Source organism: Streptomyces sp. CG 926, assembly GCF_003148825.1.
Classification (GTDB): domain Bacteria; phylum Actinomycetota; class Actinomycetes; order Streptomycetales; family Streptomycetaceae; genus Streptomyces.
The window spans coordinates 324,740-342,049 of record NZ_QGGZ01000002.1 but is presented as its reverse complement, the minus strand read 5'-3'; the positions used below and the strand labels follow the sequence as shown (position 1 = coordinate 342,049).

Genomic DNA, 17,310 nt, shown 5'->3' with positions numbered 1-17,310 from the left:
CGTCGTGAGACGGACGCGGACGGCACGCGGAGCGCACACGGACGGACGCACCCCGGGCCCTGACCCGGCCCGGGGTGCGTCACATCACATCGAACGAGATCGTCAGCCGAGGTCGCCCGTGGCCGTGCGCTCGGCCAGCCGCACCAGGGTGCGGACGGCGGAGCCGGTGCCGCCCTTGGGGGTGTAACCGTGCGGCGCGCCCTCGTGGAAGGCCGGGCCGGCGATGTCGAGGTGGGCCCAGGTGATGCCCTCGCCGACGAACTCCTGCAGGAACAGACCGGCCACCAGGCCGCCGCCCATGCGGACACCCATGTTCGCGATGTCGGCGGTGGGGGAGTCCATGGTCTTGCGCAGCTCGGCGGGGAGCGGCATCGGCCAGGAGGACTCGCCGACCTCCTCGGCGATCTCGTGGATCGACGTACGGAAGGCGTCGTCGTTCGACATGATCCCGAAGGTGCGGTCGCCGAGGGCGAGCACCATGGCGCCGGTCAGGGTGGCGACGTCGACGATCGCGTCCGGGTTGTCCTCGGAGGCCTTGGTCAGCGCGTCACCGAGGACGAGCCGGCCCTCGGCGTCCGTGTTGAGGACCTCGACGGTCTTGCCGCTGTACATGCGCAGCACGTCACCGGGCTTGGTGGCGGAGCCGGACGGCATGTTCTCGGCGAGCGCGAGCCAGCCGGTGACGTTGACCTTCAGGCCCAGCTTCGCGGCCGCGACCACGGAGGCGAAGACGGCGGCGGCGCCGGCCATGTCGCACTTCATCGTCTCGTTGTGGCCGGCCGGCTTCAGGGAGATGCCGCCCGAGTCGTAGGTGATGCCCTTGCCGACGAAGGCCAGGGTCTTCTCCGCCTTCGGGTGCGTGTACGTGAGCTTCACCAGGCGCGGCAGGTTCTCGGAGCCCTTGCCGACGCCCATGATGCCGCCGTAGCCGCCCTTGAGGAGGGCCTTCTCGTCCAGCACCTGGACCTTGATGCCGTTCTCCTTCGCGGCCGCGGAGGCGACCGCGGCGAAGGCCTCGGGGGTCAGGTCGTTCGGCGGGGTGTTCACCAGGTCGCGGGCGACGTTGACCTCGGCCGCCACGACCGCGGCGCGCTCGATCGCGGCCTTGTGCTCCTTGTCGCGGGGCTTGGCGCCCAGCAGGGCCACCTCGGCCAGCGGGGCCTTCGGGGCCGCGCCCTTGGCCTCCTTGCGGACCTTGTTCTCGCCGCCCTGGTAGGCGGTGAACGCGTACGCGCCCAGCAGGGCGCCCTCGGCGACGGCGGTGACGGCCGAGGCGTCCTCCAGCGGGAGGGCGAACGCGGCCTTCTTGGTGCCGTGCAGCGCGCGGGCGGCGGCGCCGGCGGCGCGGCGCAGCACCTCCTCGTCGAACGACTCGTCCTTCTCGGGGACGGAGCCGAGCCCCACCGCCAGCACGACCGGGACCTTGAGGCCCGCCGGGGCCGGCAGCTTGGTGATCTCGCCTTCGGCGCCCGAGGCGCCCAGAGCGTCGAGGACGCCGGCGAGCTTACCGTCGTACGCCTTGTCCACGGCCTCGGCGCCCGCGGCGACGATCGGTCCCTTGGGGCCCTTCGCCACGCCGACCACGAGGGCGTCGGCGCGGAGCGTCGCCGCGCCGGCAGTGCTGAGAGTCAGAGCAGTCACGGTGGTGAAGTCTCGCTTCCGTTTGTGTGTGTGGGCCGAGTGGGTGGACGGCCGTCCGTAGCGATCGTATTCGGGCCCGACAGCCGCCAGAAATGAGCCTACGCGTACGCGCTCGTCCGTACGTCACTCGAAGGTTTGGCAAGTTGTTCGATCAAGAGGCCATCAGGTTCACCCATCTGTGGACTCTGCTCCAGGTTTGCCTCGTAGACCTGACGAGGTCCGAAAGACTCGGTCCACTCTCGCAAGGGGACGCGGGGTTCCTTTGCATGATTTCCACAGAGCCTCCCAGGTCCGGCTGTCCGCCGAGGGCCGAGTCGAGGGATGCCTGCGGGGGGAAAGGCCGAAAATGGTCAACAAGAATCGGATGAACAGGGTCGCCGCGATGATGGCGGCAGCAGCCCTGGTATCCGTGGCAGTACCCGCCGCGACCGCCCAGGCGGCCGCGACACCACGCATCGACCTGAAGGTGCTGGTCGTCGACGACGGCGGCAGCTCGGTCGAGGCGATCACCGCGGAACTCCGCGACACGGGGGTGCCCTACACCCGCGTCCAGCTGGGCAGCAGCGGCCGCCCGGTCATCAACGCGGGCTTCCTCAGCGACACCGTGGACGGCCGTCCGCGCGCCAAGTACCAGGGTGTCGTCCTGCCGAACGAGAACCCGTTCGGCGAGGGTTCGGCCGAGATGGCCGCCCTCACCGCCTACGAGACGACGTACGGCATCCGCCAGGTCGACGCCTACACCTGGGCCCACCCGGGCGTCGGGCTGGAATACACCGACAACGGCGGCTACAGCGGACAGCTCGACGGCACCCAGGCCGCCGTCACCACCGCCGGCAAGGCAGGCCCCTTCGCCTACCTCGGCGGCCAGGTCACCTTCGAGGACAACTCGGCCCTGGTCCCCGAGAGCTACGGCTTCATGGGCAAGCCGCGCCCCGGCTACACCAGCTACGTCGACGCGCCCGTCGGCACCGGCCGCGCCTCGCTCGTCGGCGAGTACGCGCACGACGGCCGCAGCGAACTGGTCGTCACCTTCGGCTACAACCAGTACCAGCAGCAGTTCCGACTGCTCGCCCGCGGCATCGTCGACTGGCTGACCCAGGGGGTGCACCTCGGCCAGAGCCGCAACTACTTCGCGGTCCACGTCGACGACGTCTTCGCCCCCGACGCCCGCTGGAGCAAGGACCTGAACTGCACGCCGGGCGACTACGCCTGCGCGGGCGGCGAGGGCAAGGAGAGCACCATCCGGATGAGCGCCGCCGACGCCGTGTACGCGGCGCAGTGGCAGACGTCGAAGAGCTTCAAGCTCGACATGCTCTTCAACGGCGGTGCCGGGGAGGAGTGGAAGGCCGAGAACGGCGGTGTCGACGCGCTGACCGCCCAGCTCGTCGCCGACCGCGCCAAGTACCGCTGGATGAACCACACCTACACCCACCCGTTCCTCGGCTGCGTCCAGAACACCACCGTCGCACCGTGGACCTGTACGAAGAACTCCGCCGGCGCGATCCAGTACATGAGCCGCGCCGAGATCTCCGCCCAGATCCGCGACAACAACAACTGGGCGGCCTCCAAGGGCATCACCACGGACAAGACCGAACTGGTCACCGGTGAGCACTCCGGCCTCAAGACCGCACCGCAGCAGCCCGTGGACAACCCCAACCTCGCCGGCGCCCTCGCCGACAACGGGGTCAAGTGGGCGGGCAGCGACAACTCCCGCGAACCCGCGCAGCGCGCGGTCGGCGCGGCCCTCACGGTCCCCCGGCACCCGATGAACGTGTACTACAACACGGGCACCAACTCCGAGATGGCCGACGAGTACAACTGGATCTACACCAGCCGCGCCCAGGGCGGAAGCGGCGTCTGTGAGGACAATCCGGCGACCTCCACCTGCCTGCCGGCCCCGCTGGACGTCAACACCGGCTACCTCGACACCATCGTCCCGGCCGAGGCCCGCACCGCCCTGCGCCACGTCCTGGCCAACGACCCCCGCCCGCACTACGTCCACCAGTCCAACCTCGCCGAGGACCGCACCCTCTACCCGGTGCTCAACCAGGTCCTCGACACCTACCGCGCCCTCTACGCCCCCAGCGCGCCGATCGTGAACCAGAGCATGAAGGACACCGGCGTCGAGTTCCAGCGCCGCGCCGCCTGGGACAAGGCCCTCGCGGACGGCAAGGTCACCGCCTACCGCATCGGCAAGGACGTCACCATCAAGGCGCCCTCCGGGGTCGTCGCCCCGGTGACCGCCCCCACCGGCACCAAGAAGCAGCTGCTGCTCGGCACCGCCGACTTCGGCACCGCGTACGCCGGTACCCGCTCCACCTGGACCGGTCCCGAGCTGCTCCAGAGCGCCGTCACGCTCAAGCTGCCCAGCTGACCGTCCCGCACATCACCACGCGTACCAGTACCACCTAGCGCCGGCGCTCCGCGAACCCACGGGCGCCGGCCCCTTTTCCGTCCTGGGGGGACACACCGTATGAGTCATGGGCGTCACGTCACCATGCTCACCGAAGGCACCTACCCGCACGTCCACGGGGGCGTCAGCACCTGGTGCGACCAACTCGTGCGAGGTATGCCGGAAGTCGACTTCAACGTCATAGCCCTGACCGGCTCCGGACGAGAGCCGGTCACCTGGGAACTGCCCCGCAACGTCTACCGGCACACCGCCTTCCCGCTGTGGGGGCCGCTCCCGCCCCGCAGCCGCCGGTCGGTCCTGCGCGGCAGGGCCCACCGCCGCTTCACCCAGGTCTACGAGAGCTTCCTGCTCTCCCTGCTCGACCCCGAGCCCGATCCCGCCCGGCACAGCTTCTCCGAGGCCCTGCGCGAACTGGCCGTCCTGGCCCGGGCCGGAAAGCTCGCACCGGCCCTGCGGTCCGAATCCGTCCTGCGGCTGCTGATGGCCGTATGGACCCGGCCCGGACTCGTCACCGCCGACGCAGCGCCCACCATCCACGACGCGCTCACCGCCACCGACCTGCTGGAACACGCACTGCGCCCGCTCAGTGTCCGGATCCCGCCCGACAGCGTCGCGCACGCCGTCAGCAGCGGCCTCGCCACCCTCCCGGCCCTCGCCGCCAAGTACCTCGACGGCGTCCCCTTCCTGCTCACCGAGCACGGCATCTACCTGCGCGAGCGCTACCTCGGCTACCGCAGCGCCGCCCAACGCTGGCCCGTCAAGGCCCTGATGCTCGGCTTCTACCGCGAGCTCAACACCGAGGGCTACCGGCAGGCCGACCTGATCACCCCGTGCAACCAGTACAACCGCCGCTGGGAGGAACGCGGAGGCGCCGAATCCGAGCGCATCCGCACCGTCTACAACGGCGTCGACCCGCACGCCTTCCCCGAGGCCGGACCCGAACCCGACGTGCCCACCCTCAGCTGGTGCGGCCGCATCGACCCGATCAAGGACCTCGAAACCCTCATCCGGGCCTACGCCTTCATGCGCGAGGAACTGCCCGCCCTGCGGCTGCGCCTCTTCGGCCCCGTGCCGGCCGGCTGCGAGGAGTACAAGCTCCGCCTGGAGAAGCTCGCCGCCGAACTCGGCGTGACCGACGGGATCACCTACGAGGGCCGCATCGACCAGGTGGCCACGGCCTACGCGGCCGGCAGCGTCGTCATGCTGTCCTCCATCAGCGAGGGCTTCCCCTTCAGCATCATCGAAGCCATGTCCTGCGGCCGCACCACCGTCTCCACCGACGTCGGCGGAGTCCGCGAGGCCGTCGGCGACACCGGCCTCGTCGTCCCGCCCCGCGAACCCGAGACCATGGCCCGCGCCACCCTCGCCCTGCTCCGCGACGACCGACGCCGCGCCGAGCTCGGCCGCCTGTCCCGCAAGCGGGTCGTGGAGAAGTTCACCCTCCACCAGTCCGTGGACGGCTTCCGGCACATCTACCGCGAACTCGCCGGCCAGCCCGTCCTGCCCGTCCACGCGGGCGACGAATGGACCCAGCGGCTCGCCGACCCCTGGTACCGCGAACTCGCCGCCGACGGGAGCCTTTGGTGAGCGGATCCCTCTGGCTCAAGCCGCCCGGCTCCGGTCCCGGCGCCGGCGCCGACACGCTCCCGGCCGTCCCCCGGCCGCGCCGCGGCGCCGACGTCACCGCGGCCGATGCCGCCGCCGACCCGATGGACGAACTCGCCGAACGCCTCGACGTGTTCATCGCCTCGGCCGTCCACCCCGACGAGATCGCCGCCATCCTCGAATCCGACGGCATGACGGACGAGTACATCCGGCTCACCTACGGCCGGCACGACTCCTTCGCCCTCGCCGAGGAGCTCTACGCCCGGGTGCCCCGCTCCTTCCCGGAGCCGGGCGCCGCCCCCGACCCCTGGAAGGTCTCCCTCACCGCCTGCCTGCTACGCGGGGTGATCTTCGCCCTGCCCGGCCTGGCCTACCTGCTCGGCGCACCCCTGCTCGAAGGCCCGCAGGACCGCCTCGGCCTGCCCGCCGGGACCCTGACCCTGCTCGCCGGCGCGCTCATCGGCTGGGTCTGGGACCAGACCCTGTCCCACCGGGCCTACTCCTGGCTCGGCCTCGGCGACCGGCGTGCCGCCGGGCGGACCCTGCTCGTCGGCGCCCCCGTCGGCGCCCTGCTGGGCACCGCCGCCGCACTGTCGGTGCCCGGCGGACCCCCGTTCTCCTACGCCTTCGCCGCCGGACAGGCCTTCTACGTCGGGGCCGCCACCGTCCTGCTGGTCCTCGGCCGGGAACGGGTCCTGCTCGCCGCCCTCGCCCCGATGGCCGTCGGAGCACTGCTCGCGCTCTTCGTCGACCTGCCCGTACCGGTCCGGGTGACCCTGCTCGTGACCTCCCTGCTGGCCGCCTGCACCCTGGCCCTACGGGAACTCCCGCTGGCCGACGGGCTCCGGTCCGCCGCCCGCCGGATCCGCAACCACGCGGCCCGTCGCCCCGGACAGGGCCCCGTGCGCTGGCAGATGCTGCGCGGCGCCGAGGAGGACTTCGCACCCCGCGGACCCCGGATCGGGGACTCGGTCCCCTACGGGGTCTTCGGCCTCGGCACCGGCCTGCTCGTGCTGTACGCCGCCCTCGGCGAGGTCCTCGCCGGAGGCCCCGCCGAAGCGGTCGCCGCCCCCTCGGCCGTGGCCCTCACCCTCAGCATGGGACCGGCCGAATGGCTGCTCCACCGGTTCCGCAGCGGGAGCCTCTCCGGGCTCCAGGGGGCCCGCTCGCCGCGGGCCTTCCGGCGCCGGATGCTCACCACCTTGACCCGGTGCCTCGCCGTCTACCTGACCGTCCTGCTGGCCCTGGGGCTGGCGGGCACCCTGCTCTGGCCCGACGCCCCCGTCCTCACCGGGGTCCGGATCGCGACCCTGCTGCTGCTCGGGGCCGTCATGTGGACCGGGCTGCTCCTGCAGTCCTTCGGAGCCGTCCGGCCCGCGGCCGTCGTCTGCTCCTCGGCCGCCGTCGCCCAGAGCCTGGCCCTGCTGACCGGGCTGGGCCAACCCCGAGCGGTCCAACTGGTGGTGGCCGGCGCGGCCGCCACCGTACTGGCCGGCCTGGTCTGCCTGCTCCTCGGCCGCGCGACCGCCCACCGATGACGCACCACCCGTACGAGAAGAAGGACCCCATGCTGCTGGTGCCCCTCTACGAGCATCCCGCCGACCGGCCGGAAGCCTGGGAGCGGCTGATCCGCTCCGCCGGCCGGCTGCACTCGGTGGTCCTCAACCCCGACAGCGGACCGGGCGCCGCCCGCGACGAACGCTTCGCCGCCGTCGCCGAGCGGCTGCGCGAGGTCGGCGTACCCGTCCTCGGATACGCCGACACCGACTACGGGCGGCGCCCGCACGCCCAGGTGGTGCAGGACCTGCTGCGCCACCGCGACTGGTACGCCACCGACGGGGCCTTCCTCGACCAAGCCTCCGCCGACCCGGAACTGCTCCCGCACTACGGGCGGCTCGCGGTCGCCGCCCGGGCCGCCGGCGCCCAGACCCTCGTCCTCAACCACGGGGTCCACCCGCACCCCGGCTACGCCGAACTCGCCGACCTGCTCGTCACCTTCGAGGGCCCCTGGGACGCCTACCGGGACGCGGCCGCCGTACCGCCCTGGACCGCCGACCACCCCGCCGGGCGGTTCTGCCACCTCGTGTACGGGGTCCCGCCGGGCGCACTCGCCGCCCGGCTCGCCGAGGAACTCGCCGCCGAACGCGGAGCCGGGGTGCACTGCGCCGTCCCCGGCAGTGGCGCGCACCCCTGGGGGACCCTGCCGTACGCCCTGGAGGCGGCCGGATGAGGAAGCTCGCCCTCGCGCTGGCCGTGCCCCTGCTGCTGCTCGCCGCCTGTACCAGCCCCCCGCCCGAACCGGAACGGGACGAGCTGTCGCCCGACCCGGCGCCGGGGCAGCGGTGGCAGCCGAAACCGGGGGTCGGCTGGCAGTGGCAGCTCACCGGGAAGCTCGACACCTCGGTGAAGGCGGCCGTCTACGACGTCGACGGGTTCAACACCACGAAGGAGCAGGTCGCCACCCTGAAGAAGGACGGCCGCAAGACCATCTGCTACCTCTCGACCGGCGCCTGGGAGGACTTCCGACCGGACGCCGACGCCTTCCCGAAGGCACTGCTCGGCGAGGGCAACGGCTGGGAGGGCGAGCGCTGGCTGGACATCCGGGCCCTGACGCAACTGGAACCGCTGATGGGCAAGCGGTTCGACATGTGCAAGGAGAAGGGCTTCGACGCGGTGGAGCCCGACAACATGGACGCCTACACCAACCGTTCCGGCTTCCCGCTGACCGCGGACGACCAGCTGAAGTACAACCGCCTGATCGCCCGGCTGGTGCACGACCGGGGCATGTCGGTGGGGCTGAAGAACGACCTGGACCAGATCCCGGAGCTGGTCGGGGACTTCGACTTCGCGGTGAACGAGCAGTGCGTGGAGTACGAGGAGTGCGACCGGTACGAGCCGTTCGTCGACGCGGGCAAGGCGGTCTTCCACGTGGAGTACGAGGGCCGCCTGACCCGCTGGTGCCCGGTCGCTCGCGCGGCGAAGCTGAGCTCCATGCAGAAACGGTACGACTTGGACGCGTGGCGCAAACTCTGCCCGTAGCCTCGCCGGCATGTTCCCTCAGAGCAGGGCCACTCCCCGCCTCGCCGGCATGTTCCGTCAGGCCGGGGCCACCTTCAGCCTCGCCGGCGTTTGAGGCGCGGGTCCGGGCGGAGCCCGGTGCCCGGCGGAGCCGGGTTCCCTGGGGCGCCGCCCCAGACCCCGCGCCTCAAACGCCGGCGAGGCTGAATGAGCCCGGCCGAGGCTGAAATGGTCCGGCCGGGGCCGGAAAGGGCCGCTACCCCAGGGGGAGGATGGCGTGGACGCGGTAGCCGCCGCCGAAGCGGGGGCCCGCGAAGCAGGTGCCGCCCAGGGCGCCGGTGCGCTCCCGCATGCCGAGCAGCCCGTGGCCCCCGCCCGGATCGGTCGGTTCCGGCGCCGGGTCCGCCGACTCGCCGCCGTCGTCCAGGACCGTCACCTCCACCGACGGCCCCACCCGCACCACGCTGACCTCCGCCTTCGCCCCCGGCCCCGCGTGCTTGCGTACGTTCGTCAGCGCCTCCTGGATCACCCGGTACGCCGCCAGGTCCACCGCCGCCGGCAGTGCCCCCGCCTGCGGCGTCCCGTCCAGCTGGACGATGACCTCCACCGGCAGTCCGGCGTGCCGGAAGGTGTCCACCAGCTCGTCCAGGACGCCGAGCCCCGGCGCGGGCTCCGTCGGCGCCTCCGGGTCGCCCGACTGCCGCAGCAGCCCGACCGTGGCCCGCAGTTCGTTCAGCGCCGACCGGCTGGCGTCCCGTACGTGCGCGAGCGCCTCCTTGGCCTGGTCCGGGCGCTTGTCCATGACGTGCGCGGCCACTCCCGCCTGCACGTTGACCAGGGCGATGTGATGGGCGACCACGTCGTGCAGGTCCCGGGCGATCCGCAGCCGCTCCTCGGCGACCCGCCGCCTGGCCTCCTCCTCCCGGGTCCGCTCGGCGCGCTCGGCCCGTTCCCGGATGGCGTCGACGAAGGCCCGCCGGCTGCGCACGGCGTCGCCGGCGGCCGCGGCCATCCCGGTCCAGGCGAAGATCCCGATGTTCTCCTGCGCGTACCAGGGCAGCGGCCCGGCCAGCATGGCCACGCCCGTCAGCCCGGCCATGGTGAGCAGCCCGATCCGCCAGGTCGTCGGCCGGTCGGTGCGCGAGGCCACCGTGTACAGGGCGATCACCGTGCACATCGCGACGGGCGCCCGCGGTTCCCCGGTGGTCAGCTCCAGCAGGGACAGCCCGCAGGTCACGGCGAGCACGGCCCTCGGCTGCCGGCGCCGGAACACCAGGGCGGTCGCGCCGAGCAGCATCAGCAGCAGCGAGAACGGCTCGGGGGTGCGCGTCCCGAAGGTGGGCCCATGCGGCCCGTGCGGATCGGCGAAGGAGCCGAGGACCATGGAGACGAAGGCCCCGAACGCCAGCACGGCATCGGTGGCGAGCGGATGGGCCCGCATCCACTGCCGGGTGGGGGCGAACGGCCCGAGGTCTGTCGTCACCCGGCTACGGTACGGCCTGATCCACCGGGGCCCCCTACGGCGGAGGGGGGTGCCCCAGTGAAGCGCGCGCCCGCACCGTCCCCCAGCGGGCCCGCACCACGCACACCGCCATGACGGCGGTGATGGCCGCCAGGTGCTCCTTGCCCGCAAGGTTGTCCTTGACCAGCACCTCGCCGATCATCGCCAGGATCACCAAGGCTCCGGTCAGGTACGCCCGGTAGCGCCAGCAGAGGTAGATGGCCAGCCCCACCACCGCCGCCGAGGGCCCGGTGTCGTTGACGATCCGGTCGGACACCGGCAGGCCGAGAGGATGCTCCGGCCCGAGCGCGAGCCCGATCCGGGCGTACATGGTTCCGGCGAGCGTGGCGACGTAGCCGATCAGCAGGGTGCGCCACCAGCCGATGCAGATCTCGGCGATGCCGAAGACGAGCAGGATCTGCGCGAGCGCCCCCCACACCGGCAGGTCCAGGGCGGGGACGAACAGGGACAGCGGGGTGCGCAGGAGGGCCGGCCCGAGCGGGTCGACGGCTTTGACCGATCCGAGGTTCTGGACCGGCTGGAACCCCCAGGAGGTGTTCTGGACGATCTGGAAGACCGAGGTCAGGCAGACCGCGCCGATGGTCATCGGGATGGCCCGCCACGTGTCGCGGACCAGCGCGTCCCGGACGGTCCAGAACATGGGTCCCCACTCACGGCGGGCGAACTGCCGCAGTGGGGACGTGTTCCACGCTGTCAACGGCGGGTCTCCAGGTGTCTGCGGTGCAGCCACTTCGGAAGGCCGGGGGCCTCCAGGAAGCCTTCGGCCCGGCCGGCCGCGACACCGATCCGCAGCAGGTCCGAACTCTTCTCGAAGAGCATGAACCGCGGTTCCCAGATCGGCCGGTATTTGGCGTTGGCCCGGTAGAGGGACTCGATCTGCCACCAGCGGGAGAAGAAGCTGAGCAGCGAGCGCCACATGCGCAGCACCGGACCGGCGCCGAGCCGGGAGCCGCGCTCGAAGACGGACCGGAACATCGCGAAGTTGAGGGAGACCTGGGTGACCCCGATCTCCTTGGAGCGTTCGAGGAGTTCGATGACCATGAACTCCATCAGGCCGTTCTCGGAGTTCCGGTCGCGGCGCATCAGGTCCAGCGACAGTCCCTTGGGTCCCCACGGTACGAAGGACAGCACGGCCCGCAGTTCGCCGTTGCCGTCGGTGCACTCCAGCATCACGCACTGGCCGTCCGCGGGGTCACCCAGCCGGCCCAGAGCCATGGAGAAGCCGCGCTCGGTGGCGCCGTCGCGCCAGTCGTCGGCGCGGCGCACCAGCTCGGCCATCTCGTCGGCGGGGATGTCGTCGTGGCGGCGGATGCGGACGGTGTACCCGGCCCGCTTGACGCGGTTGAAGGCCTGTCGGACGGTCCGCATGGCGCGGCCCTCCAGGGTGAACTCGGCGGTCTCGACGATCGCCTCGTCACCGAGTTCGAGGGCGTCCAGGCCGTGCCGGGCGTAGATCTGCCCGGCCTCCTCGCTCGCCCCCATCACGGCCGGTACCCAACCGTGCTCGCGGGCCTCGGCCAGCCACGGATCGATGGCGCCCGGCCAGGCCTCGGGGTCGCCGATCGGGTCGCCGGAGGCCAGCGAGACCCCGCCGACGACGCGGTAGGTGACGGCGGCCTTGCCGGTGGGGGACCAGATGACGGACTTCTCGCGGCGCAACGCGAAGTAGCCGAGGGAGTCGCGGTCGCCCTGCCGGGCCAGCAGCGCCCGCAGCCGCTCCTCGTCCTCCTCGCTGATCGGGTCGACGGCGCGGCGCGAGCGGAAGGCGGCGAACAGCACGGCGATCAGCACCAGCATCGACATGACGTTGATGACGACGTCCACCCAGCCGGGCGTGGTGATCGCCTCGGAGGCCCGCTCACCGGGCGTCAGGGTGATCAGCCGCATCACGCCGTACCACCAGCGCTCCGGGAAGGAGGCCTCGGCGCTGAGCGGGGAGGTGTTGTTGGCGCCGACGAGCAGGGCCGCGATCAGCGAGGTGAACAGCAGGCCGACGGCGGCGACCGCGCTGGCGAGCGTCGGGTTGGAACGGTCGCCCTTGGCGTAGAACTCGCGGCGGCCCAGCAGCAGGGCCCCGGTGAAGACGACGGTCACGACCAGGGAGACCCAGTTCTGGGCGTGCTCACGGATTTCCTCGTGCGTGCGGAGCGCGTTGGCGAGCAGCAGGGCCAGGAGGCCGCTGATGGCGAGGTTGAGGATCCAGGAGGCCCGCTTGCGGCGGCCGAGGGTGACGGCGAGGAGCAGGGTGGACAGCCCGGAGGCGAACCCGGCGCTGAGCATGTACGGGGTGTAGAAGTCCTCGACGCTGTGGCGTCTGAGGTCCTGTCCCAGCGAAACCCACACCGCGCTGAGGAAGTTCAAGAAGGTGACGACGCGCAGGTACCACACCGCGAACGCGGCGCCGTGCCGTGAAGGGGCGCTCCCGCGGCCGGTCTCCCGGCCGCTGCCCGTGGCCCTGCCGGCGGGGTCGCCGCCGGTCTCTTTCCTGCCGGCTGACGGACCGGTCGCCGGTGCGGCGGTGCGGTCGGTCTCTGCGCTGGTCAAACGGACCTCTCCCATAAAAAGCGATCATATGGGGCGCAGCTGTCCGTGATGGTGCGGTCGGGGGCCACGGCCTGGTCAGGACCGCGGCCCCCGGCGGCTCATTCCGTCGGCCCCTCCACCGCCCGCTCCGGGAGTTCCGCCGCGAGTGCGGCGGCCGCCTGGACGAGGGGGAGAGCCAGCAGTGCCCCGGTGCCTTCACCTACTGTGACGCCGTGGTCGAGCACGGGGTTGAGCGCCATTCGGTCAAGTGCCTTCGCCTGGCCCGGCTCGCCGCTGGCCTGTCCGGCCAGCCACCAGTCAGGAGCCCGGAACGCGGCCCGCTGGGCCACCAGCCCGCACGCGGCCGAAACGACACCGTCAAGGATGACCGGAGTACGGCGCACCGCGCACTGGAGGAGGAATCCGGTGATGGCGGCCACGTCCGCACCGCCGACCGCGGCCAGCAGCGCCACCTGGTCGCCCAGGACCGGGCGGGCCCGGCGCAGCGCGTCGCGGATCGCCGCGCACTTGCGCATCCAGGCCAGGTCGTCGATGGGCAGGCCGCCGCGGCCCGTGACCACCGAGGCGTCGGTTCCGCACAGTGCGGCGACGAGGGTCGCGGCGACCGTGGTGCCGCCCACGCTCAGGTCGCCGAGAACGACCAGGTCCGTTCCGGAGTCGGCCTCCTCGTCGGCGATCCGCATCCCGAGCCGCACCGCGGCCTCGGCCTCCTCGACCGTCAGCGCGTCCTCCACGTCGATCCGGCCGCTGCCACGCCGGACCCGGTGCCCGACCACGTCCGCGGGGAGCAGCTCCGGATCGCAGTCCAGCCCGGCGTCGACGATCCGTATGGTGGCGCCGAGTCGGCCGGCCAGGACCGCGACGGGGCTGGCGCCTTCGAGGACGGACCGCACCAGTTCGTGGCCGGAAGACGCGGGTCGGGCGGAGACGCCCGCGGTGGCGATCCCGTGGTCGGCGGCGAACAGCACCACACGCGGCCGCTCGATCGGCTTGACCGGAACTCGACCCTGCGCGGCGGCGAGCCACTCGGCGAGTTCGTCGAGCCGGCCCAGCGCGCCCGGCGGGACGGCGAGGCGCTCACGGCGTTCCTCGGCGTCACGCCGGACGCCCCCGTCGGGGCGCTCGATCAGATCGGAGAAGTCGTCGAGATTCAGCGTGCTCATCTGCCAGAGAGTACAGCCGGTGAGGCCCTCCCTCAGGCCTTGGGCGACCTGTTCCGGCCCGGTCGCGGAAGGACGGAACACCCGTCGGCGGACCGGCCGTCGGACCCGTCCTCCCACCCGCCGTCGGACCCCTCCTCGTCGCGCCGCGCCGCGCCGTCCGCGGCTATTCCTTGAGCACGGTCACCAGACCCGCGACGACGAGGAGTACGTGCTCGCACTCGCCCGCGACGGCCGCGTTCAGCCGGCCCAGCTCGTCCCGGAAGCGACGGCCCGAGGAGGTCGCCGGGACGACGCCCGAGCCGACCTCGTTGCTGACCAGCACCACCGGACGACGGGTCGCGCGCACGGCCGCCACCAACTCGGCGGTCCGCTCGGCGAGCTGCTGCCGCCCGCCCTTGGCCCACACCTCGTCGTCCCAGGCCCCGGCCCGGTCCATCGCGTCCGTCAGCCACAACGCCAGGCAGTCGATCAGCAGCGGCGGCCCGTCGGCGGCCAGCAACGGCGCCAACTCGCACGTCTCCACCGTCCGCCAGCTCGCCGGCCGGCGCTCCCGGTGCAGGCCGACCCGCTGGGACCATTCCGCGTCCCCGTCCCGGGTGCCGCCGGTGGCCACGTAGACCACCTCGGGGAAGGATTCCAGCCGCCGCTCCGCCTCCACGGACTTGCCGGAGCGGGCCCCGCCCAGCACCAGCGTCCGGCGCGGCAGGTCGGGCACCACGGCGTACTCCCCGACGATCACCGTCGTCCCGTCCGGCACCGCCCGGGCCCCGGCCGCCGCGCACCGGCGCTCCAGCTCCCGGCCCGGCGGGGTGTCGTGGTCCAGGTGGACGGCGATCACGTCCGTGCCCGGGCCGACCGCGCCGCTCGCCCGCAGTCGCGCCAGTGCCTCGGGTCGGCCCGGCACGTCCATGAGAACCATGTCGTACGGGCGCTTCCCGGCCTGGTCGGCGACCCCGGCCGGGGCCCCGCCCGGCGGCAGGTACAGCAGCCGGACGCCGTCCGGGCCGGTCACCTCGTACCCGGTGCCCGGCGCGTCCATCGGCACCGCCCGCACCCGGTGTCCGGAGATCACCGCCAGCTCCCGCCCGTCCGGCACCCGCCCGGCGGCCGGCAGCCCGGGCGGCAGCTCGACCGCGGGCCCGTCGTGCGGGTGGGTCAGCAGCACCTGCCGCACCCCGGCCAGCGAATGCCCGGCCCGGGCGCCCGCCAGTACCGCCCCGGGGGTCAGATCCAGCAACAGCGCCCCGTCGACGAGAACGGCCGTGGCGGCGCGGGAGCGCGTGCCGACGGAGACGGCGCAGGCTGCGCAGGGGCAGCCGGGTCGGGGCAGGCCCTCGGGTGTTCCGGTGCCGAGCAGAGTGAGTTCCACAGGATGATCCTCCCGCGTCGCCGAGACTGCTGCGCGCCCGGTTACTCTGCGGGCACACTCAGGTCAGGAAGCGTGCGAGCAACGGAGGCGGACATGGCGTGGACGTGGCGGTTCGAGACGGCCGACGGCACCGAGACGAGCCCGTCGGTGGTACCCGAGGAGTTCACCACGCAGGGGGACGCGGAGTCCTGGGTCGGTGAGTACTGGAAGGACCTGCTGGAAGGCGGCGTCGAGCAGGTGAAGCTGTCCGACGACGGCGGTACCGAGCTCTACACGATGAGCCTGCGGGCCGCACTGGACGCGTAGCCCTGCCGGAGGCTCGGCGGTTCCAGGGCCACCACCTGGTGCGGGGAGGGGCGGGTCGGGGGGAGAACCCCGGCCCGCCCCTTCCTCTCACATGTCCCGAAAGGGCCCGCGGCAGGGGACCCGCACAACGGGGGTCAGCCCCGCACGCCGCACAGGTGCAGCAGTGCGGCCACACCCCGGTAGGGGTCGATCCGCCCGGCGCGGTCCTCGGCGGCCAGCAGCCGCTCCAGCTCCTCGTCGGGCGGCAGGATCTCGCCCGCCTCGGTGCCGTCGGTGAAGACGCGGACCCCGTACCAGGACTGCAGCGGCGCACCGATCCCCGACAGGGTCGCGGTCAGTCCGGCCAGCCGGTCCGCGCGGACGTCCAGGCCCAGCCGGTTCGTGTAGTCGGTGGAGTCGAACGCGGCCAGCGCGCCCTTCCAGTCGCCGTCCAGGCCCGGCCGCATGGCGAGCGCGTCGCCGTTGCGCACCAGCAGGGACAGCAGTCCGCCCGGGGCCAGCATCCGGGCCAGCCCGGCGAGCATCGCGTCCGGTTCGGGCACGTACATCAGCACCCCGTGGCACAGCACCACGTCGAAGCTGCCCGGCAGGAAGTGCGCGCCGGTCTCGCGGCCGTCACCCTCCAGCAGGGTGACCCGGGCGCGGATCCCCTCGGGCTCCGCGGCCAGCGCCTCACGGGCGACGGCCAGCATGCCCGCGTCCTGCTCCAGACCCGTCACCTTGTGCCCGGCGCGGGCCAGCCGCAGTGCCTGCGTGCCCTGGCCCATGCCGACGTCGAGCACGCGCAGCCGCTGCCCGACCGGGAAACGCTGCGCGATCTGCTCGTCGACCTGCCGGCCGACGAGCTCCTGGCGGACCGCGTTACGCAGTCCGCCCAGTCCTTCCAGCCAGAGCCGGGCGCCTTCCGCGAAGCCTTCCCCCGAGGCGCCGGGCGTGGCTCGGCTCAGGGCCGTTCCCCACGCTTGACCTGGGGCTTCGGGAGGCGGAGCCGGCGCATCTGGAGGGTGCGCATGAGGCCGTAGGCGATGGCGCCGCGGCGGGGCTCGTCCGGGAAGCGCGTGGCCAGGGCCTTGCGGAGGCGGAAGACCAGACCGATCGAGTCGAGGAGGATCAGAATGATCACACCGAGCCACAGCACCAGCGCGATGCTCTGGATCGACGACTGCCGCACCATGCTCAGCACCAGGATGATCACTGCCAGGGGCAGGAACATCTCGGCCACCGAGTAGCGGGCGTCCACGTAGTCGCGGACGAACCGGCGCACGGGACCCTTGTCACGGGTGGGCAGGTAACGCTCGTCGCCGTTGGCCAGCGCCTCGCGCTGCTTGGCCATCTCGGTGCGACGGCGCTCACGGGCTCGCTTGGCATCCTCCTTGCGATTGCCGGTCGAGGCCACCACGGCCTTGCGCTGCGACTGGGCCACAGCACGCTTCGGCGTAGGGCGGCCCTTCGGGGCCTGCGGGTCACGGGGCTGCGAGAGGTCGGCGCTCACCTTGTCGGTGGCGGCGGCCTTCTCTTCCTTGGAGGAGCGGCTACCAAACACAAAACCCAAGCCTACGTGGTTGCGGGCATGGGCCCCACCCCGCTGGGGAACGATCCGGCAACGGCGGGCGTCCTTCCCCTTGCACGGTCCGTGCGGTGGGCCCGTTCTCCTGGGATCACCTACTCCTTACGCCTGACAGGGCGGGGGCGTAGTCGTCCTGGAGGAGGAGCACATCCGTACTCGAAC

The 17,310-nt window shown here is 72.5% G+C and carries 14 protein-coding genes; 6 read left to right on the top strand and 8 right to left on the bottom strand.

Annotated features, from left to right (window positions below; translation table 11 throughout):
- Positions 1-102: 102 nt before the first annotated feature.
- Positions 103-1,641 (bottom strand): leucyl aminopeptidase, encoded by a 1,539-nt coding sequence (locus BCL76_RS06670; RefSeq protein ID WP_109778583.1) that lies wholly within the window; start codon positions 1,639-1,641, stop codon positions 103-105.
- Positions 1,642-1,987: 346 nt separating this feature from the next.
- Here BCL76_RS06670 and BCL76_RS06665 point away from each other — a divergent pair, with 346 nt between their 5' ends.
- From BCL76_RS06665 to BCL76_RS06645, 5 genes are all read left to right on the top strand, one after another.
- Positions 1,988-4,015, top strand: coding sequence for a hypothetical protein (locus tag BCL76_RS06665; protein WP_109778582.1), 2,028 nt, complete (start codon positions 1,988-1,990; stop codon positions 4,013-4,015).
- A gap of 99 nt (positions 4,016-4,114) precedes the next feature.
- Complete coding sequence (pelF, locus tag BCL76_RS06660) at positions 4,115-5,641, top strand: GT4 family glycosyltransferase PelF (protein WP_109778581.1); 1,527 nt, start codon at positions 4,115-4,117, stop codon at positions 5,639-5,641.
- Complete coding sequence (locus BCL76_RS06655; protein ID WP_109778580.1) at positions 5,638-7,197, top strand: hypothetical protein; 1,560 nt, start codon at positions 5,638-5,640, stop codon at positions 7,195-7,197. The genes pelF and BCL76_RS06655 overlap by 4 nt, the downstream gene beginning before the upstream one ends.
- The gene (locus BCL76_RS06650; RefSeq protein WP_258309382.1) at positions 7,194-7,889 is read left to right on the top strand and encodes a spherulation-specific family 4 protein; all 696 of its coding nucleotides are present in this window, start codon (positions 7,194-7,196) and stop codon (positions 7,887-7,889) included. The genes BCL76_RS06655 and BCL76_RS06650 overlap by 4 nt, the downstream gene beginning before the upstream one ends.
- Positions 7,886-8,698, top strand: a complete 813-nt coding sequence (locus BCL76_RS06645; protein ID WP_109778579.1) for an endo alpha-1,4 polygalactosaminidase — start codon at positions 7,886-7,888, stop codon at positions 8,696-8,698. Before BCL76_RS06650 ends, BCL76_RS06645 begins: the two co-directional genes overlap by 4 nt.
- A gap of 235 nt (positions 8,699-8,933) precedes the next feature.
- Here the strand turns inward: BCL76_RS06645 and BCL76_RS06640 are convergent, their stop codons facing one another.
- From BCL76_RS06640 to BCL76_RS06620, 5 genes are all read right to left on the bottom strand, one after another.
- Complete coding sequence (locus BCL76_RS06640; RefSeq protein WP_109778881.1) at positions 8,934-10,118, bottom strand: sensor histidine kinase; 1,185 nt, start codon at positions 10,116-10,118, stop codon at positions 8,934-8,936.
- Positions 10,119-10,194: 76 nt separating this feature from the next.
- Positions 10,195-10,839, bottom strand: coding sequence for a hypothetical protein (locus BCL76_RS38835; RefSeq protein ID WP_181382456.1), 645 nt, complete (start codon positions 10,837-10,839; stop codon positions 10,195-10,197).
- A gap of 53 nt (positions 10,840-10,892) precedes the next feature.
- Positions 10,893-12,758, bottom strand: coding sequence for a phosphatidylglycerol lysyltransferase domain-containing protein (locus BCL76_RS06630; RefSeq protein ID WP_109778578.1), 1,866 nt, complete (start codon positions 12,756-12,758; stop codon positions 10,893-10,895).
- 83 nt (positions 12,759-12,841) lie between these two features.
- Entirely contained in the window at positions 12,842-13,906 is a 1,065-nt protein-coding gene (gene cobT, locus BCL76_RS06625; protein ID WP_109778577.1) for a nicotinate-nucleotide--dimethylbenzimidazole phosphoribosyltransferase, read from the bottom strand.
- A gap of 163 nt (positions 13,907-14,069) precedes the next feature.
- Positions 14,070-15,275 carry a bifunctional adenosylcobinamide kinase/adenosylcobinamide-phosphate guanylyltransferase gene (locus BCL76_RS06620; RefSeq protein ID WP_109778576.1) on the bottom strand — a complete coding sequence of 402 codons (1,206 nt, stop codon included), beginning with the start codon at positions 15,273-15,275 and terminating at the stop codon, positions 14,070-14,072.
- 93 nt (positions 15,276-15,368) lie between these two features.
- Here BCL76_RS06620 and BCL76_RS06615 point away from each other — a divergent pair, with 93 nt between their 5' ends.
- Positions 15,369-15,581, top strand: a complete 213-nt coding sequence (locus BCL76_RS06615) for a hypothetical protein (RefSeq protein ID WP_109778575.1) — start codon at positions 15,369-15,371, stop codon at positions 15,579-15,581.
- A 134-nt stretch (positions 15,582-15,715) separates the two neighbouring features.
- On the opposite strand, the gene BCL76_RS06610 is transcribed toward BCL76_RS06615, so the two are convergent.
- Together BCL76_RS06610 and BCL76_RS06605 are read right to left on the bottom strand one after the other, a co-directional pair.
- Entirely contained in the window at positions 15,716-16,459 is a 744-nt protein-coding gene (locus BCL76_RS06610) for a class I SAM-dependent methyltransferase (RefSeq protein ID WP_375137893.1), read from the bottom strand.
- A gap of 65 nt (positions 16,460-16,524) precedes the next feature.
- Positions 16,525-17,133 carry a DUF3043 domain-containing protein gene (locus BCL76_RS06605; RefSeq protein ID WP_109778574.1) on the bottom strand — a complete coding sequence of 203 codons (609 nt, stop codon included), beginning with the start codon at positions 17,131-17,133 and terminating at the stop codon, positions 16,525-16,527.
- Positions 17,134-17,310: the final 177 nt, after the last annotated feature.